The 13681-nt window shown below is 61.4% G+C and carries 15 protein-coding genes and 1 tRNA gene; 10 read left to right on the top strand and 6 right to left on the bottom strand.

The window, feature by feature from the left end; translation table 11 throughout:
* Nucleotides 1-42 precede the first annotated feature (42 nt).
* Complete coding sequence (locus WG907_RS03250) at nucleotides 43-1257, top strand: hypothetical protein (protein ID WP_340231154.1); 1215 nt, start codon at nucleotides 43-45, stop codon at nucleotides 1255-1257.
* A 54-nt stretch (nucleotides 1258-1311) separates the two neighbouring features.
* Here WG907_RS03250 and WG907_RS03245 read toward each other — a convergent pair whose 3' ends face one another.
* Both WG907_RS03245 and WG907_RS03240 read right to left on the bottom strand, forming a co-directional pair.
* The gene (locus tag WG907_RS03245) at nucleotides 1312-3903 is read right to left on the bottom strand and encodes a delta-60 repeat-containing protein (protein ID WP_340231153.1); all 2592 of its coding nucleotides are present in this window, start codon (nucleotides 3901-3903) and stop codon (nucleotides 1312-1314) included.
* 184 nt (nucleotides 3904-4087) lie between these two features.
* A tRNA-Tyr gene (locus WG907_RS03240) sits at nucleotides 4088-4174 on the bottom strand.
* Between the two features lie 102 nt (nucleotides 4175-4276).
* Between WG907_RS03240 and rlmB the strand changes: the two genes are divergently transcribed.
* Complete coding sequence (gene rlmB / locus WG907_RS03235; protein ID WP_340231152.1) at nucleotides 4277-5017, top strand: 23S rRNA (guanosine(2251)-2'-O)-methyltransferase RlmB; 741 nt, start codon at nucleotides 4277-4279, stop codon at nucleotides 5015-5017.
* Nucleotides 5018-5053: 36 nt separating this feature from the next.
* Entirely contained in the window at nucleotides 5054-5824 is a 771-nt protein-coding gene (locus WG907_RS03230) for a hypothetical protein (RefSeq protein ID WP_340231151.1), read from the top strand.
* A 15-nt stretch (nucleotides 5825-5839) separates the two neighbouring features.
* Here WG907_RS03230 and WG907_RS03225 read toward each other — a convergent pair whose 3' ends face one another.
* Nucleotides 5840-6157 carry a 2Fe-2S iron-sulfur cluster-binding protein gene (locus tag WG907_RS03225; protein ID WP_340231150.1) on the bottom strand — a complete coding sequence of 106 codons (318 nt, stop codon included), beginning with the start codon at nucleotides 6155-6157 and terminating at the stop codon, nucleotides 5840-5842.
* A 77-nt stretch (nucleotides 6158-6234) separates the two neighbouring features.
* Between WG907_RS03225 and WG907_RS03220 the strand changes: the two genes are divergently transcribed.
* The 3 genes from WG907_RS03220 (at nucleotide 6235) to WG907_RS03210 (ending at nucleotide 7591) form a co-directional block, all read left to right on the top strand.
* Nucleotides 6235-6852, top strand: coding sequence for a DNA-3-methyladenine glycosylase family protein (locus tag WG907_RS03220; protein WP_340231149.1), 618 nt, complete (start codon nucleotides 6235-6237; stop codon nucleotides 6850-6852).
* A 5-nt stretch (nucleotides 6853-6857) separates the two neighbouring features.
* Complete coding sequence (locus WG907_RS03215; RefSeq protein ID WP_340231148.1) at nucleotides 6858-7088, top strand: DUF2188 domain-containing protein; 231 nt, start codon at nucleotides 6858-6860, stop codon at nucleotides 7086-7088.
* A gap of 68 nt (nucleotides 7089-7156) precedes the next feature.
* The gene (locus WG907_RS03210; RefSeq protein WP_340231147.1) at nucleotides 7157-7591 is read left to right on the top strand and encodes a response regulator; all 435 of its coding nucleotides are present in this window, start codon (nucleotides 7157-7159) and stop codon (nucleotides 7589-7591) included.
* On the opposite strand, the gene WG907_RS03205 is transcribed toward WG907_RS03210, so the two are convergent.
* Both WG907_RS03205 and murA read right to left on the bottom strand, forming a co-directional pair.
* Nucleotides 7536-9059, bottom strand: coding sequence for a sensor histidine kinase (locus WG907_RS03205; RefSeq protein WP_340231146.1), 1524 nt, complete (start codon nucleotides 9057-9059; stop codon nucleotides 7536-7538). The genes WG907_RS03210 and WG907_RS03205 overlap by 56 nt on opposite strands.
* Complete coding sequence (murA, locus tag WG907_RS03200) at nucleotides 9052-10335, bottom strand: UDP-N-acetylglucosamine 1-carboxyvinyltransferase (protein WP_340231145.1); 1284 nt, start codon at nucleotides 10333-10335, stop codon at nucleotides 9052-9054. The genes WG907_RS03205 and murA overlap by 8 nt, the downstream gene beginning before the upstream one ends.
* Nucleotides 10336-10545: 210 nt before the next feature.
* Here murA and WG907_RS03195 point away from each other — a divergent pair, with 210 nt between their 5' ends.
* Nucleotides 10546-11280, top strand: a complete 735-nt coding sequence (locus WG907_RS03195; RefSeq protein WP_340231144.1) for a Crp/Fnr family transcriptional regulator — start codon at nucleotides 10546-10548, stop codon at nucleotides 11278-11280.
* A gap of 7 nt (nucleotides 11281-11287) precedes the next feature.
* On the opposite strand, the gene WG907_RS03190 is transcribed toward WG907_RS03195, so the two are convergent.
* Entirely contained in the window at nucleotides 11288-11854 is a 567-nt protein-coding gene (locus tag WG907_RS03190; protein ID WP_340231143.1) for an HNH endonuclease, read from the bottom strand.
* 92 nt (nucleotides 11855-11946) lie between these two features.
* Between WG907_RS03190 and gluQRS the strand changes: the two genes are divergently transcribed.
* The 3 genes from gluQRS to WG907_RS03175 are packed head-to-tail and all read left to right on the top strand — an operon-like array spanning nucleotide 11947 to nucleotide 13649.
* A complete protein-coding gene (gluQRS, locus tag WG907_RS03185) occupies nucleotides 11947-12831 on the top strand; it encodes a tRNA glutamyl-Q(34) synthetase GluQRS (RefSeq protein WP_340231141.1) in 885 nt (294 codons plus the stop codon).
* A gap of 9 nt (nucleotides 12832-12840) precedes the next feature.
* Nucleotides 12841-13077 (top strand): twin transmembrane helix small protein, encoded by a 237-nt coding sequence (locus tag WG907_RS03180; protein ID WP_340231140.1) that lies wholly within the window; start codon nucleotides 12841-12843, stop codon nucleotides 13075-13077.
* A gap of 2 nt (nucleotides 13078-13079) precedes the next feature.
* A complete protein-coding gene (locus tag WG907_RS03175; protein ID WP_340231139.1) occupies nucleotides 13080-13649 on the top strand; it encodes a cob(I)yrinic acid a,c-diamide adenosyltransferase in 570 nt (189 codons plus the stop codon).
* Nucleotides 13650-13681 lie beyond the last annotated feature (32 nt).

Genomic DNA, 13681 nt, shown 5'->3' with positions numbered 1-13681 from the left:
TCTGTCGGCATGCCTGGCACCACCGAGGATGTTCCCACCAGCATGGCGAATCAGAAGCCCGCACTTCGCACCGGCCCACGTGCGGTCATTTGCGCCGGCATATTCAGCAGCGGATCGACCTGGATCTTCAACGCCGTGCAGGAGATTCTCCGTCATGCCGCCCCCGGCATGCCCGTGACGCCAATTTACATGGACTCGCTGGATGACGCGAATGGCAGCGATTTATGGCAGTCCAGCCGGGCCGTCATCAAAACCCACGCACCTGGCGCATTCCTGCGGCGATTCGCCGCGACAGAGGCGGTCCCCGTCATTCTGAGCGTGCGCGACCCCCGCGATGCGGTCTCCTCCCTCATGCAGCGCTTTTTCCTGTCTTTCGACCAGGCAAGCGACTTCGTTCTTCGGGCAAGCCACGGCCTGCCCTTGCTGATCGAGGGTGTCGTGCCCGACGATATCCTCGTCCTGCGATATGAAGACGGCTTTACGCGGCGGCGGTCGACGCTGGCGGACATTGCAGAACATATTGGCGTCATGCTGCCCAAAGCGGCGATCGCGCCTATCGCAGCGGCGCTCGCGCCGGGCGCCGTGAAGGCGGAGATCGCGGCGTTGCACGATCAGGGGGTTTTCGATGATCGTCCGCCTTTGACGCAGTTCGACCCCAATACCCATTGGCATCCGCGCCATCTGGGCGACGGCAAAAGCGGTAAGTGGCAATCTGCGATGACTGAAGCCCAAGCCGGAGCATTGATCGAGCGCTCCGGCTTTCTGCGACCGATTTACGGCCTCGAGCCGCCCCATCCGGTTGCATCGGGCAAGACTGTCCGGTTCGGCCCAAACGGCGATGGTGTGCAATATCTGGGCGAGGGATTTTATTATGACGAAGGATATAAGGCCTGGGCCGTAAAATCCCGCGCCGACATGATCCTGCCACTGGCGCGCCCGATAGCCGGCGCACTGTCTTTGATAATCGCGTGTCGCTCCGACGTGCCGATAATGCCACATGACGCATCGCCGCTACATGTTCGCGTCAATGGAATGGATGCCGTCCTGACACAGGTCGGACCAGCCAAGGTTGGCGGCCGCATAACGCTCACGGCACAGGTTAAGGCGCTGCCGGTCACGGCGCGACTGACCCTGGCATTCAGCCTTCCTCCACCAGAAGCCGGCAACGCGCCAGTGCCGAGGTCCGATCGCCCTAGCGCCACCATCTCCATGATGTCGATACGACTGGCCAGTGCTGGCCGTCCGCCAAAGATCTGAGTCTTTAACGACCATGCCCTGAAAACCTTCGCCGCTTTCAAGCAGTTATTCGACTCAGGCGGTCCAGATATCAGCAAGCGCCAGGCTGCTGGTTCCCGACAAAGTAGCCAGCAGAACGGGCGCGTAGCCGGCGGCGTCGCCATCACCGTCGAACGCGAGTTCGCGCGTCGCGGTGTTCCACAAGAAAGTGGGTCGCGCCGAAGCTGGCGTACCGTTCGTCACGAAATCTGCATTGTCCGTGGTGAGAGCAGCAGCCGGGCCAGCAATATTGCCAAATCCAAACCAGTACCGACTGACGGTGATATGATCGACGCCAGTGAGAAAATCGGTGATCGTGTCGCCGCCCTCATTAGGCTCGGAACCTCCGAATGCGTTCACATGGTCGTAGAAAGACAGGTAGAAAAAATCGTCCACCCCTGATCCGCCAGTCATCACGTCGAGGCCAGCACCGCCATAAATGCTGTCGTTGCCACCACGTCCATCAAGAAAATCGTCACCTTCAAATCCGTAAACCTGCCCTCCTACATTGCCAGCCCGAATGACATCATTATGGGCAGAGCCCCATATATTTTCGATTTCGAGAATAGTATCATTGGCAGCGTCTCCGAAACTGTTGGCGATGTCGTTAAGGTCAAGCGCGATCCCATAGGTGCGGCCGTCGACCAGATTCTGCTTCTGGCCAAACTGCGCCACCGTGAACAGCGACGCCCCGGCATCGCGATAGTAAGCGACATCGATGCCAGCGCTACCTACCAGATAGTCGGCTCCCGCGCCGCCAATCAGTACATCGTTTCCCGATCCGCCGACCATATTGTCATTCCCGCCCTGCCCCAACAGCCAGTCATTGCCGTTGCCGCCCTGGATATTGTTGGTCTGTTCGTCGCCCGACAAAATGTCGTCGAAATTGGAGCCGCCCAAGGCTTTAATATTAATATATCGATCTCCGGCGGCCTCGCCGGCGTTGCCATCCATCCAGGTCAGATAAGCGGCGACGTTTCCGGTAGCCTCGGTATAGTCCGCGAACGTAAATGTCCCGCCAGTGCCATCAAGAATGTCGGCGCCAGCGCCACCGTTCAGAAAATCATTGTCCACGCCACCAATCAAAATGTCATCACCGCCGCCGCCAAACAGCACATCACTTCCTTTGCCGCCTGACAATATGTTCGCTTGTGCATCGCCCCTGAGCCTGTCGTTCGCCTGCCCGCCGACGACGTTTTCAATCGATATCAGCGTATCCAGACCAGCACCCCCGCTCTCCACGAGCCCGAGGCCCAGGTCCACGGTTACCGGGTAGAGACTATTGGCATAATAGGCGGTGTCGCTTCCGGCACCGCCGTCCAGGATATCGTTGCCGAGATGCCCGTTTAGCGTGTCATCGCCGTCACCACCGAACAGCAGATCATCTCCGTCGCCGCCGCCCAAACCGTCGTTGCCGCCAAGACCATGAATCTCGTCGCCCGCGACCGTGCCTGTCAGCATGTCGGGGCCTTCCGTGCCCGTGATGAGATTATGCTGATACGGCGCTATGCCGAAATGGGCGTCCAAAGAACCATTGGCGTTCAACCGCACCAGGGTGAAGTCGTTATTATTGTAGCCCGAGCCAAGCACAACCACCTGACCGTCTTTCTGATAGACGATATCGGTTGCACTGATCGATAAAAAGGTGAGGGGATAAAAACCATAGCCGTTGAACTGGGTGTCTACATTCAGATCCGAATCGAACTTGTAAACGGAATTAGGGGTGGTCGCCGCCAGCTTGCCGTCAGGAAAGAAAGCAATGCCGCCCGGTAGCGTAATGCCCGCCCCATTAACCTGCGCGTAGGTCGTCGAATCCGTGATTATACCTGCGCCGTCCAAAGAATAAAGTGAGTACGAAGCACCGAACCCAGACCCTTGTACCACCGACAGCAACAGATTATTCGCGGCATCGGCACGAATTTCCTGAACCGCACCACTTGCATTAGGGTCTACAATTAAAATCCCGTCGCTGCTAAAATCGGTATCGAACGCTCCATCCTGAGCAATACTTGAAACGTAGAGCGCATTCGGATTAAAAAAAGTTGGTCCAGGTCCAGTGATACCGGCAACATAAATAGAGCCGTCATTGGCCTGGATCACTCTCTGCGCCGTACTCACCTTATTGACTTCGATCAGTTTGATCGAAACCCCATTGTCACCGAAGCTGCTGTCAAGCGATCCATCCACATTATACCGAACGATGGCCGTCTGAATCCCGTTAGTGCCGACGGCAAGGATTTTACCGTCGGCCTGAATTGTTATATCGTTGAGCTGATCTGATCCGCCCAGATCAGTCATCGCCCGGCCGTCGCTGTCGAAACTGGTATCGAGCGACCCGTCTGGATTGAACCGGATGAGGCCAAAATTACCGTCGACCGTGCCGCCGGCCACGATTTTACCATCGGATTGAAGGGCAAGACCGCTCAGCACCTGCGACGCGCCGACCGCCGCTATTACCTTGCCATTCACGCCGAAGTTCGAATCAATCGTACCATTGGCGTTATAGCGGGCGATAGCAAAACTGCCGTCGGACGTACCAGCGGCCAAGAGCTTGCCATCCGCCTGCAGTAAAAGATCCGTACCCTTTTCGACACCGCCTAGATCAGTGGTCACAATACCGTTGGCCATCTTGATGCCTCCATATACCGCGCATCGAACGCGCGGTGCCGTCAAGCTTCATAGCTTTGCTATGTGCCCTCAAAATTCAAGCAAATAGTAGTTACGGCTGGCCACTTCGCTGATAGCGACACGACATTATGCGCGACATGGCCATCATTTGACGAGCGCGATAAAAGTCTGATTTTCGGAAGGGTGGTGGACAGGGTTGGGTTCGAACCAACGTAGGGCGTAGCCCGGCAGATTTACAGTCTGCTGCCTTTAACCACTCGGCCACCTGTCCAGCGCCACACGCAGTAGAGGCAAGCCCTTTACCGCGCCGGAGGGGCGCTCAATGGCGAAAGGAGGCTTGCCTGTCAATGCTTCCCGTGAAATGAGCGGCTTCATGAAAAGAGGCCATCGCACCAGCAAGCTCAAGGGCGCATTCCCCCGTTTTTACGGGCGTCACGCCGTCACCGCAGCCCTCGCCAACGAACAGCGAGTCGTCCGCAAGATCTGGGGAACGCGCGAAGCCATCGGTGCGCTCGAACTGCCCCCGATCCTGCCGATCGTCTATGCCGACGTCGCCGACCTGGGCAAGATGGTGCCGTCCGACGCGCCGCATCAGGGGATCGTGGCGGAGGTCGAGCCGCTCGACGATGTGTGGCTCGGCGATGTGCTGGAGGATGGACAGGACGACAAGCGGCCGGTGCTGGTGCTGGACCAGGTGACGGACCCGCATAATGTCGGTGCGATCCTGCGATCGGCGGCCGCCTTCGACGCGCTGTGCATCGTCACGCAGGATCGGCATGCGCCACCCGAATCGGGCGTGCTGGCGCGAGCCGCCTCGGGCGCCCTGGAGATCATGCCCTGGGTCCGTGTGGTCAACCTGGCCCGCGCGCTCGACGAGATTGCGGAGGCCGGCTATTGGCGCATCGGCCTCGACGGGGAAGCCAATACCGATCTGGCCACGGCGATCGGCGAATCACGGGTTGCGCTCGTGCTCGGCGCGGAGGGCGAGGGCCTGCGTCACAACAGCATGGCGCATTGCGATATATTGGCTAAACTGCCCATCAGTCCTCGCATGGAGAGCCTGAACGTCTCCAATGCGGCGGCGATCGCGCTGTACGCCGCCGCCATCCGGTAGCGGTCCGCCGGCGCGGCATTCGAACGGGGGTTCGTCATGGCTATTTTCTGGCGTTCGGGCGGCGCGCTTGCCGCAGCGATGCTGCTCTCCGGCTGCCTGGTGACGCCGGGCAGGTTCGAATCGGCGCTCGACATCCGGGCCGACCGCAGCTTCACGTTCAGCTACAAAGGCGAGATCATCGCATCGGACGTTGGGAAGGATGCGATGACAAGCGGCGCGGTCGAGCCCACGGCGGACGACGGCTCAGCCAAAAGTCTCGAAAGCGCTTATGACGATGCGCAGATGTTCAGGATCGCCGATGCAGACCGCCAAGAGACATTCGGCGACGCCAAGACGCAGGATGATTCGGCGCAGATGCAGGCTATCGCCGCCGCGCTGGTGAAGGAAAAGGGCTTCCGATCGGCGCGCTATCTCGGACAGCATAAGTTCGCGATCGACTATGCGATCTCGGGCCGGCTGACCCACGCCTTCCTGTTTCCGTTCAACATCGACGCACAGATCATATTGCCCTTCATCGCGGTCGAGCTAAGGGGCGACGACAAGGTGCGCGTCAAGGCGCCCGGCTTTTCCAACGGCTTCGACAAGAGCCAGGGGCCGGCGATGGGCGCGGGCGGGCCGGGCGAGGATGCGGCCAAGGCGCTCGATGGCGTCTTCACGCTCACCACCGACGCAGAAATCATCAGCCAGAACCAAGAGGATGGCGCGTCGTCGATCCCCGCTGGTCAGGCGCAGACCGGCAAGCAGATCCGCTGGCGGATCACCCCACTGACCAGCGACGCCCCCACCGCGACATTGCGCCTGCGGTAGGAGCGCCGTTCTATATCAGTCTTCGGGGGCGATCGTGACTCGCAGGCCATCCAGCCCATCTTCCAGCACGAGCTGGCAGGACAAGCGGCTGGTTTCGTTACGATATTCCGAACTGTCGAGCAGATCGCTCTCATCTTCGCTGATCGCCGGCAGGGCGTCTGCGAAAGCCGGATCGACATAGACGTGGCAGGTCGCGCAAGAGCAGCACCCGCCGCACAGTGCCAGCAGCTCGTCAAAGCCACTGTCGCGGATCACTTCCATCACCGACAGGCCATTTTGGCCGTCGACGGTTTGCTCTTCACCTGAACGGTTGACCACAATCAGCTTAGGCATGTACCCAAATCCTATAAAACTCTGTCTCGCCGCTCATACGGGCGGTCGCGGGGAAATCAAGGCCGGGCGGAATATTGATGGTAAGCACGGCAGAACAATTGCGTGAAAGTCTGGACGCGATCGCCGCGATGGAGCCGGGCTTCGCCGCCGCGATCGCACGCGCGGGCTATCCCGAACCGCGCGTGCGATCACCGGGCTATGAAACCTTGCTGCGCACGATCGTAGGCCAGCAGGTGAGCGTCGCCGCGGCCGCCGCGGTGTGGCGAAAACTGGAAGCGGAACTGGGGGCGGGATGTGCGCCGGAGGTCCTGTTGGCGCGCGACTATGATGCGTTGCGCGCCTGCGGCCTGTCGCGCCAGAAACAGGGCTATGCGCGCAGCCTCGCCGAGCTGGTGACGACGGGCGCGCTCGACCTGCATGCCTTGCCCCTCGACGATGAAGAAGCCATTGCCCAGCTCGTACGGATCAAGGGCGTCGGCCGCTGGTCGGCGGAAATTTATCTGTTGTTCGCGGAAGGACGACCCGATATCTGGCCCGCCGGCGACCTGGCCGTCCAGATCGAGGTCGGGCGGCTGCTCGGCCTGCCGGAACGTCCGACCGAAAAAGCGACCCGCGATCTCGCCGAGCGCTGGCGCCCGCATCGCGGCGCGGCGGCGATCATGGCCTGGCACCATTATAATATCGAGGTTTTGTAGAGCCGATGCCCCTGCCCCATGCCCGTTATATCATCGTCCACCATGAGGGCGTCTGGAAGATCAACCTCGACAATCGCTATTATGGCCCGTTCGAAACCCAAGCGGCAGCGCAAGCCAGCGCCACCGAAACGGCCCGCAAGGCGAGCGAAGCGGGCTATCCGGCCAGCGTGCTGCTGATGCAAGGCGCCGCATTCGAGACCTTATGGCAGGGCCAGCCCGATCAACGCGACGCTTAAACTTTCGCAAGTGCTAAGGAACATAGATTAAGCTGGAGCATTGTCAGGCTTCAGTTAGGTGAGCGTGGATGAGCAAGAAAGTTCTGATCGTCGAGGACGAAATATTCGTCGCCCTGGAAATCGAGGACATTGTCCAGGATGCGGGTTTTGGCGTTCGCGCGATCGCGGCGGACCGCGAAACGGCCCTGCAAGCTGCTCAGGATTGCGACATCGCGCTCGTCGATCTCAATCTGCGCGACGGATTCACCGGGCCTGACATCGGGATGGAGCTGGCCGAGCGCCACGGCATTCGCGTGATTTACGTCACGGCCAATCCGGCGCAGATCGGCCACGCCGCCGCCGCCGCGCTTGGCGTCATCACAAAGCCGTTTCGCGCGCAGAGTATTGCAGCAGCGCTGCATCTGGCCGCTGCGGACGACCCCTTGCCCGACATGGACATTGCGGGCTTTATCCCTTTCCGGCCAGGCCCCGACGCATGGACCGGAGCGGAATCCAGAGGCTGATACTCAGACCCTCGGCCGCCCATTCCCTGCGCATCCGACCACCCAATTGCCGTTCCACGCTCAGCGACATCAGCTGGCTGCCAAAGCCTGTGCTTTCGGGTGTGGATACCGATGGACCGCCTGCTTCGCGCCAGTCCATCCGTATATCGTCGTTTTCGGTGGATATGTGCAGGTCGACACGGCCCTCTGCCGTCGACAAGGCGCCATATTTAGCGGCATTGGTAGCCAATTCGTGAAACAGCAGCGCCAGCGGCGTAGCGGATCGGTCATCGACCGCCGGATTATCGCCGGCAATCCGCACACGCGGGCCATCGGGCCCCTGATAAGGCGCGAAAATCTGATCCAGCACGCCGCGCAGCGTGCCCTGCCCATCTGGTGTCGTGGAATCGGCGCTGTGCGGACGCACGAAATCATGCGCGCGCCCGAGCGACAGGATGCGGTCGCGCAACTCGTCGGCGGCATCGCGCATTTCGGGCCGGGTGCGAGCCGACAGGCCGATGAGCCCCGCAATGACGGCAAAGATATTCTTGATCCGATGCGACAGTTCATGCGCGATCATCTCGCGCTCTTCCATCATCAGCTTTTGTTCGTGGATGTCGGTGCAGGTGCCGATCCACCGGGTTATCACGCCCGCCGCGTCCCGGATCGGCAGCGCGCGGCCCAGCGTCCAGCGATATTCGCCGCTATGATGGCGAAGCCGATATTCGACTTCATAGGGATCGCCGGTCTCGAGACTGTGCCGCCAGCGCGACCACGACAGTTGCTGCTCGTCCGGGTGGAACATATCGTTCCAGCCCTCGCCATCGGTGGATCCCACCGGCATACCGGTATATTCATACCAGCGCGCATTATAATAATCATGATAGCCGTCCGGCAGCGTCGACCAGACCATCTGGGGCATCGTGTCCGCCAGGGTACGAAACATGCGATCGCTGTTGGCGATGGCGAGCGCGTCCTCACGCTGTTGGGCGATGATGTCCTGATCGCGGCGACGCCCTTCAAGCGTGGCCATCACCTGCCGCGCGAGCAGGGCCAGCCCCTGCCGCTGGAGCGGGGTCAGGTCGGACCGTGGCGCGGCATCAATGACGCAAAGCGCGCCCAGCGGTACACCGTCGCTATCGACCAAGGGCGCACCCGCGTAGAAACGGATATATGGTGGCCCTGTCACGAGCCCGTTCCCGCTAAAACGCTGGTCTTCGCGCGCGTCCGACACGACGAAAATCTCGGCCCCCAGCATCGCATGGGCGCAAAAAGAAACATCGCGCGGCGTTTCGGTCGCATCGATGCCAGTGCGGGCCAGGAAGCGCTGGCGGGTGCTTTCGACGATGCTGACCAGCGCGATCGGTGCTTCGCACAAGGCGGCGGCGAAATCGGTAATGCCGTCAAGCGCGCTGAAACCGCCGGCGTCCAGATCGTACAGCGCAAGCATGGCCGCGCGGTCCGTTTCGAGACCGCACCATTCAGCCATCGCTGACGCGCTCGATATCCGCGCCGACTGCCGAAAGCTTTTCTTCCAGCCGTTCATAGCCGCGATCGAGATGATAGACGCGGTTGACCTGCGTCTCCCCCTGCGCGGCAAGCCCGGCAAGGATAAGGCTCATCGACGCGCGCAGATCCGTTGCCATCACCGGCGCGCCGACCAGCCCCGATACCCCCCGCACGACGGCTGTGCGGCCGTTGACGCCGATATCCGCGCCCATGCGCGCCAGTTCGGGCACGTGCATATAGCGGTTTTCGAAAATCGTTTCGGTCAGCACGGATGCACCATCGGCCAGCGTCAGCATCGCCATGAACTGCGCCTGCATATCCGTGGGGAAGGCCGGGAACGGCGCGGTCGAAAGCGTCAGCGGCCGCAGCTTGCCATCGGACGAAACGCGGATGCCGTCCTTATGTTCGTCCACCTGCACACCCGCTTCACGCAGAGCGGCGAGGATGGCGTGCATATCGTCGGCATTGGCGCCCACCAGGTCCAGCGAGCCACCCGTGATCGCCGCCGCGCAGGCATAGCTGCCCGCCTCGATCCGGTCGGGCATCACGCGATAGGTCGCGCCATGGAGCCGCTCGCGGCCGGTAATCACCAGCCTGTCGGTGCCCACGCCCTCGATATCCGCCCCCATCGCCAGCAACAGGCGGCACAGATCGACGATCTCAGGCTCGCGCGCGGCGTTCTGAAGAATGCAGGTGCCCTTGGCCAGCACCGCGGCCATCAGCGCATTTTCGGTTGCGCCGACCGAGACCACTGGGAAGGTATAAAGACCACCAGGCAAACCGCCATCGGGCAGGCTGGCGCGGACATAGCCCGCCGCGATCTCGATGATCGCGCCGAAAGCTTCCAACGCCTTCAAGTGCAGGTCGATCGGGCGGTTGCCGATAGCGCACCCGCCCGGCAGTGAGACCCGCGCTTCGCCGGCTCGGGCAAGCAATGGCCCCAGCACCAGAATGGACGCGCGCATCTTGCGCACGATGTCATAGGGTGCTTCGGTCGAAGTAACGCGACCGGCGCGCATCGTCATGACTCGGCCGAAATCCTCGGGCCGCGCGCCTTCGATCATGGTCGAAACGCCAAGCTGGTTAAGCAGGTGGCCAAAGCTGTCGACATCGGCGAGACGCGGCAGATTGCGCAGCGTGACCGGCTCATCGGTCAGCAGCGCGCAAGGCAACAGCGTCAATGCCGCATTCTTCGCGCCGGAAATGGGAAGGCGGCCGTTGAGCGCTTTGCCGCCGCGAATGTGAATGCGGTCCATCGCGCCGGTTCATAGCGCCAAATGCGGCGCGCGCAAGGCGATCGGCGGCGACGTTGGGCCGCCATTGACGCGCCGCCGCCATCCGCGCGGAACTTTTGCAATAAAAAGCCCGCGGTTGATCGAGTTTAGTGCGCCAACCGCAGATGCAGCCAAAAGGCATGAAGGGCGTTTTGCCATCGTAACGACAATTGAAAAAAGAAGGCGCATTGAGTGGCAACTAGCTGTTTTTCGGACAGACTGGAAAAGCATGTACCCCTGTCCGATGCGGAAAAGAAGGCCCTTACCAAGCTGGAGGAAAATCCCCGTAAAGTAAAGCGCGGCGCGATCATCCAGCGGGTCAATGATACAGTAACCGAATTATTCGTTCTTCGCGAAGGACGCGTGATGAGTTTCGTCATCCTGCCCGATGGCAGCCGGCAAATATTGCGGGTTTATTTTCCCGGCGATTTTATCGGCTTTGCCAGCACCATCTACAGCAAAGCGCCCGAATCGCTTGTCGCATTGTCGGATGCGATCATCTGCCCGTTCGACAAGCATGCGCTGCGCCGCCTGCTGGAAGAACATTCTCGCGTGGCAGCACTTTTGTTCCTGTTATCGAATGCAGAGCGGGTCGCGCTGACCGACCGGCTCGCGTCGCTGGGCCGCACGTCGGCAAAGGCGCGGGTCGCGTCTTTCCTGCTCGACATGTTCGACCGGCTGCGCGTGACCGACGATACGATCATCGACAGTTTCGAGCTCAAGCTGACGCAGGAGGAGATTGGCGACGCCATCGGCCTCACCTCGGTCCATGTGAACCGGATGATCCGGCAGATGGAACAGGAAAATCTTATCAGCCGCGCGCACGGCCGAATCCGGTTGATCGACATGGCGCGACTGGAGGAAATCGGCCATTATACCAATCGTCACAAGGACATGGACCTGGAGTGGCTGCCCGCAATGTCCTGAATAACGTTCAGGCCAGCAGTTCGACATCCCAATATAACCAGTCACGCCAGCTTGCGTGCAGATAGCCGGGCGGAAAAGCGCGGCCATGTTCCTGAAGTTGCCAACTGGTCGGCCGGATCGGCTGGACATAGAGCCGCATGCCGGCTTCGCGCGGGTTGCGTCCGCCTTTTTTAAGGTTGCAGGGCGAGCATGCCGTTGCGACATTTTCCCAGGTCGTCCGCCCGCCAGCACGGCGCGGGATGACATGATCGAACGTCAGGTCGCTGGTCGATCCGCAATATTGGCAGGCGAACTTGTCGCGCAGGAACAGGTTGAACCGGGTGAAGGCAGGATGCTCCGATGGCCGCACATATTGTTTGAGCGCGATCACCGAGGGGATCTTCATCTGACGGCTGGGACTGTGGACTTCGCGATCATAGCTGTCGACAATGTCCACACGGTCGAGGAATACCGCCTTGATGGCGGTCTGCCACGGCCACAGGCTCAGCGGATAATAGCTGAGCGGCGTATAGTCTGCATTCAAAACCAGCGCCGGGCAATTTTCCGGATGCCGTATCAGGTCGGGATGGTACATAAAAACCTCTAACCCCTAGCCGCCGCCCTGATCGACCAGAAACGTGACGCAGACATGACAGCATTAACCGGCACAGGCCGTCAAGGGGCAGTATGAACGGTCCCGCCGCACCGCAGCATCTTGTAACCCGCTTCGCGCCAAGTCCCACCGGTCGCCTGCACATCGGCCATGGGTGGTCGGCGCTGATGGCGATGGACCTCGCCCGGGGCAGCAGCGGATCGTTGCGACTGCGAATCGAGGATATCGACGGCGCGCGCAGTCGTGCCGAGCATGTGGATGGCATAATCGAGGATCTGCGCTGGCTTGGCATAGTCTGGGATGGTCCAGTCGTCTTTCAGTCGCAGCGGCTCGACCTGTATATGACGGCGCTGGACCGGTTGCGCGGCATGGGACTGCTCTACCCTTGTTTCTGCACTCGCGCCGACATTGCAGCCAGCACAACGGCGCCGCACGGACCGGAGGGGCCGGTCTATCCGGGAATCTGTCGCCAACTGCCCGAGCCGGAACGCGAAAGACAGATGGCGGCGGGGCAAGCGCATGCCTGGCGAATCGACATGAAGGCAGCGGTTAAAAAAGCCGGTGGGGTAACATGGTCGTCCTTCTCTCCCCCCTCCGTGGTGGCGGCCGACCCCCTCGCCCATGGCGATGTCGTGCTCGCCCGCAAGGATGCCCCCGCGAGCTATCATCTGTCCTGCACGCTTGACGATGCTGCGATGGGCATTACACATGTGCTGCGCGGCAACGACCTGCGCGCCGCAACCGACATCCACTGCTTGTTGCAGGCGTTGCTCGGCCTGCCCTCGCCTGCCTATCTTCACCATCCCCTTCTGCTCGGGCCGGATGGCAAGCGGCTGGCCAAGCGGGCCGAGTCGATCGCGCTCGCCGATCTGCGCGATCAGGGCGTCGATCCCGCCAGGCTCGCTGCCGATCTGCGCGCCGGGGTGTTTCCGGTTGGCATCTCGCTGGCCGACGCCTAGAGTGCGGCCATGAACGTCATCCTCGTCATCGCCCTCGTCCTCGCCATGGCCGCGACCCTGTTCGCGCTGATCCGGGGGATCATCGCCTTCCTGCAAACCACCAAGGAAGAGTTGAACCTGCCCGAAGGAGCGGTTCGCCCGTCGAGCCTCAAACAGAATAAGATGATGTTCAACCGCATCCTGTTTCAGGCGGTGGCGGTGATCATCGTCGCCATCCTGCTGCTCATGAAGGGCAGCGGCAACTAAAGGTGGTCAAGCTCAACAAAATCTACACCCGCACTGGCGACGCCGGCACGACGGGCCTCGTCGACGGCTCGCGCCTGCCCAAGCATGCGCCCCGCATGCAGGCGGTGGGCGATGTCGACGAGGCGAACAGCGCCATCGGCCTCGCCGTGCTGGCGATCGGCGACGCGCCCGAGGCGACGTGGCTGACGGTGATTCAGAATGATCTGTTCGACCTTGGCGCTGACCTCGCGACCCCGATCCCGGAAGGTGCGGACGAGCCTTGGGCGTTGCGCATCATCGCGGGCCAGGTCGAACGTCTCGAAGCGCAGATCGACATGATGAACGCCGATCTCCTGCCGCTCGACAGCTTCATCCTGCCCGGCGGGTCGGCCGCCGCCGCTGCCGTGCATCTGGCGCGGGCAATCACGCGTCGCGCCGAGCGCAGCGCCACGGCTGCGGCTGCGGTGATAGCGCTCAACCCCCAGGCGCTCACCTATATTAATCGCCTGTCGGACCTGCTTTTCGTCCTCGCCCGGCGGCTGAACGGCAATGGCGCGGGCGATGTCAAATGGGTGCCGGGCGCTTCGCGCTGAAAATCCTGTGCGCACTTCCGCGCTCGTCGGGC

Source organism: Sphingobium fluminis, assembly GCF_037723805.1.
Classification (GTDB): Bacteria; Pseudomonadota; Alphaproteobacteria; order Sphingomonadales; family Sphingomonadaceae; genus Sphingobium.
Note: the sequence above shows the minus strand (reverse complement) of the source record. Positions and strands in the feature narration are given on the sequence as shown.

What these genes read in the sequence shown, in the direction of transcription:
- WG907_RS03250 (WP_340231154.1), top strand. Translation starts at nt 43, where the DNA reads ATGGCGAATCAGAAGCCCGCACTTCGCACCGGCCCACGTGCGGTCATT.
- WG907_RS03245 (WP_340231153.1), bottom strand. Translation starts at nt 3,903, where the DNA reads ATGGCCAACGGTATTGTGACCACTGATCTAGGCGGTGTCGAAAAGGGT.
- rlmB (WP_340231152.1), top strand. Translation starts at nt 4,277, where the DNA reads ATGAAAAGAGGCCATCGCACCAGCAAGCTCAAGGGCGCATTCCCCCGT.
- WG907_RS03230 (WP_340231151.1), top strand. Translation starts at nt 5,054, where the DNA reads ATGGCTATTTTCTGGCGTTCGGGCGGCGCGCTTGCCGCAGCGATGCTG.
- WG907_RS03225 (WP_340231150.1), bottom strand. Translation starts at nt 6,157, where the DNA reads ATGCCTAAGCTGATTGTGGTCAACCGTTCAGGTGAAGAGCAAACCGTC.
- WG907_RS03220 (WP_340231149.1), top strand. Translation starts at nt 6,235, where the DNA reads ATGGTAAGCACGGCAGAACAATTGCGTGAAAGTCTGGACGCGATCGCC.
- WG907_RS03215 (WP_340231148.1), top strand. Translation starts at nt 6,858, where the DNA reads ATGCCCCTGCCCCATGCCCGTTATATCATCGTCCACCATGAGGGCGTC.
- WG907_RS03210 (WP_340231147.1), top strand. Translation starts at nt 7,157, where the DNA reads ATGAGCAAGAAAGTTCTGATCGTCGAGGACGAAATATTCGTCGCCCTG.
- WG907_RS03205 (WP_340231146.1), bottom strand. Translation starts at nt 9,059, where the DNA reads ATGGCTGAATGGTGCGGTCTCGAAACGGACCGCGCGGCCATGCTTGCG.
- murA (WP_340231145.1), bottom strand. Translation starts at nt 10,335, where the DNA reads ATGGACCGCATTCACATTCGCGGCGGCAAAGCGCTCAACGGCCGCCTT.
- WG907_RS03190 (WP_340231143.1), bottom strand. Translation starts at nt 11,854, where the DNA reads ATGTACCATCCCGACCTGATACGGCATCCGGAAAATTGCCCGGCGCTG.
- gluQRS (WP_340231141.1), top strand. Translation starts at nt 11,947, where the DNA reads ATGAACGGTCCCGCCGCACCGCAGCATCTTGTAACCCGCTTCGCGCCA.
- WG907_RS03180 (WP_340231140.1), top strand. Translation starts at nt 12,841, where the DNA reads ATGAACGTCATCCTCGTCATCGCCCTCGTCCTCGCCATGGCCGCGACC.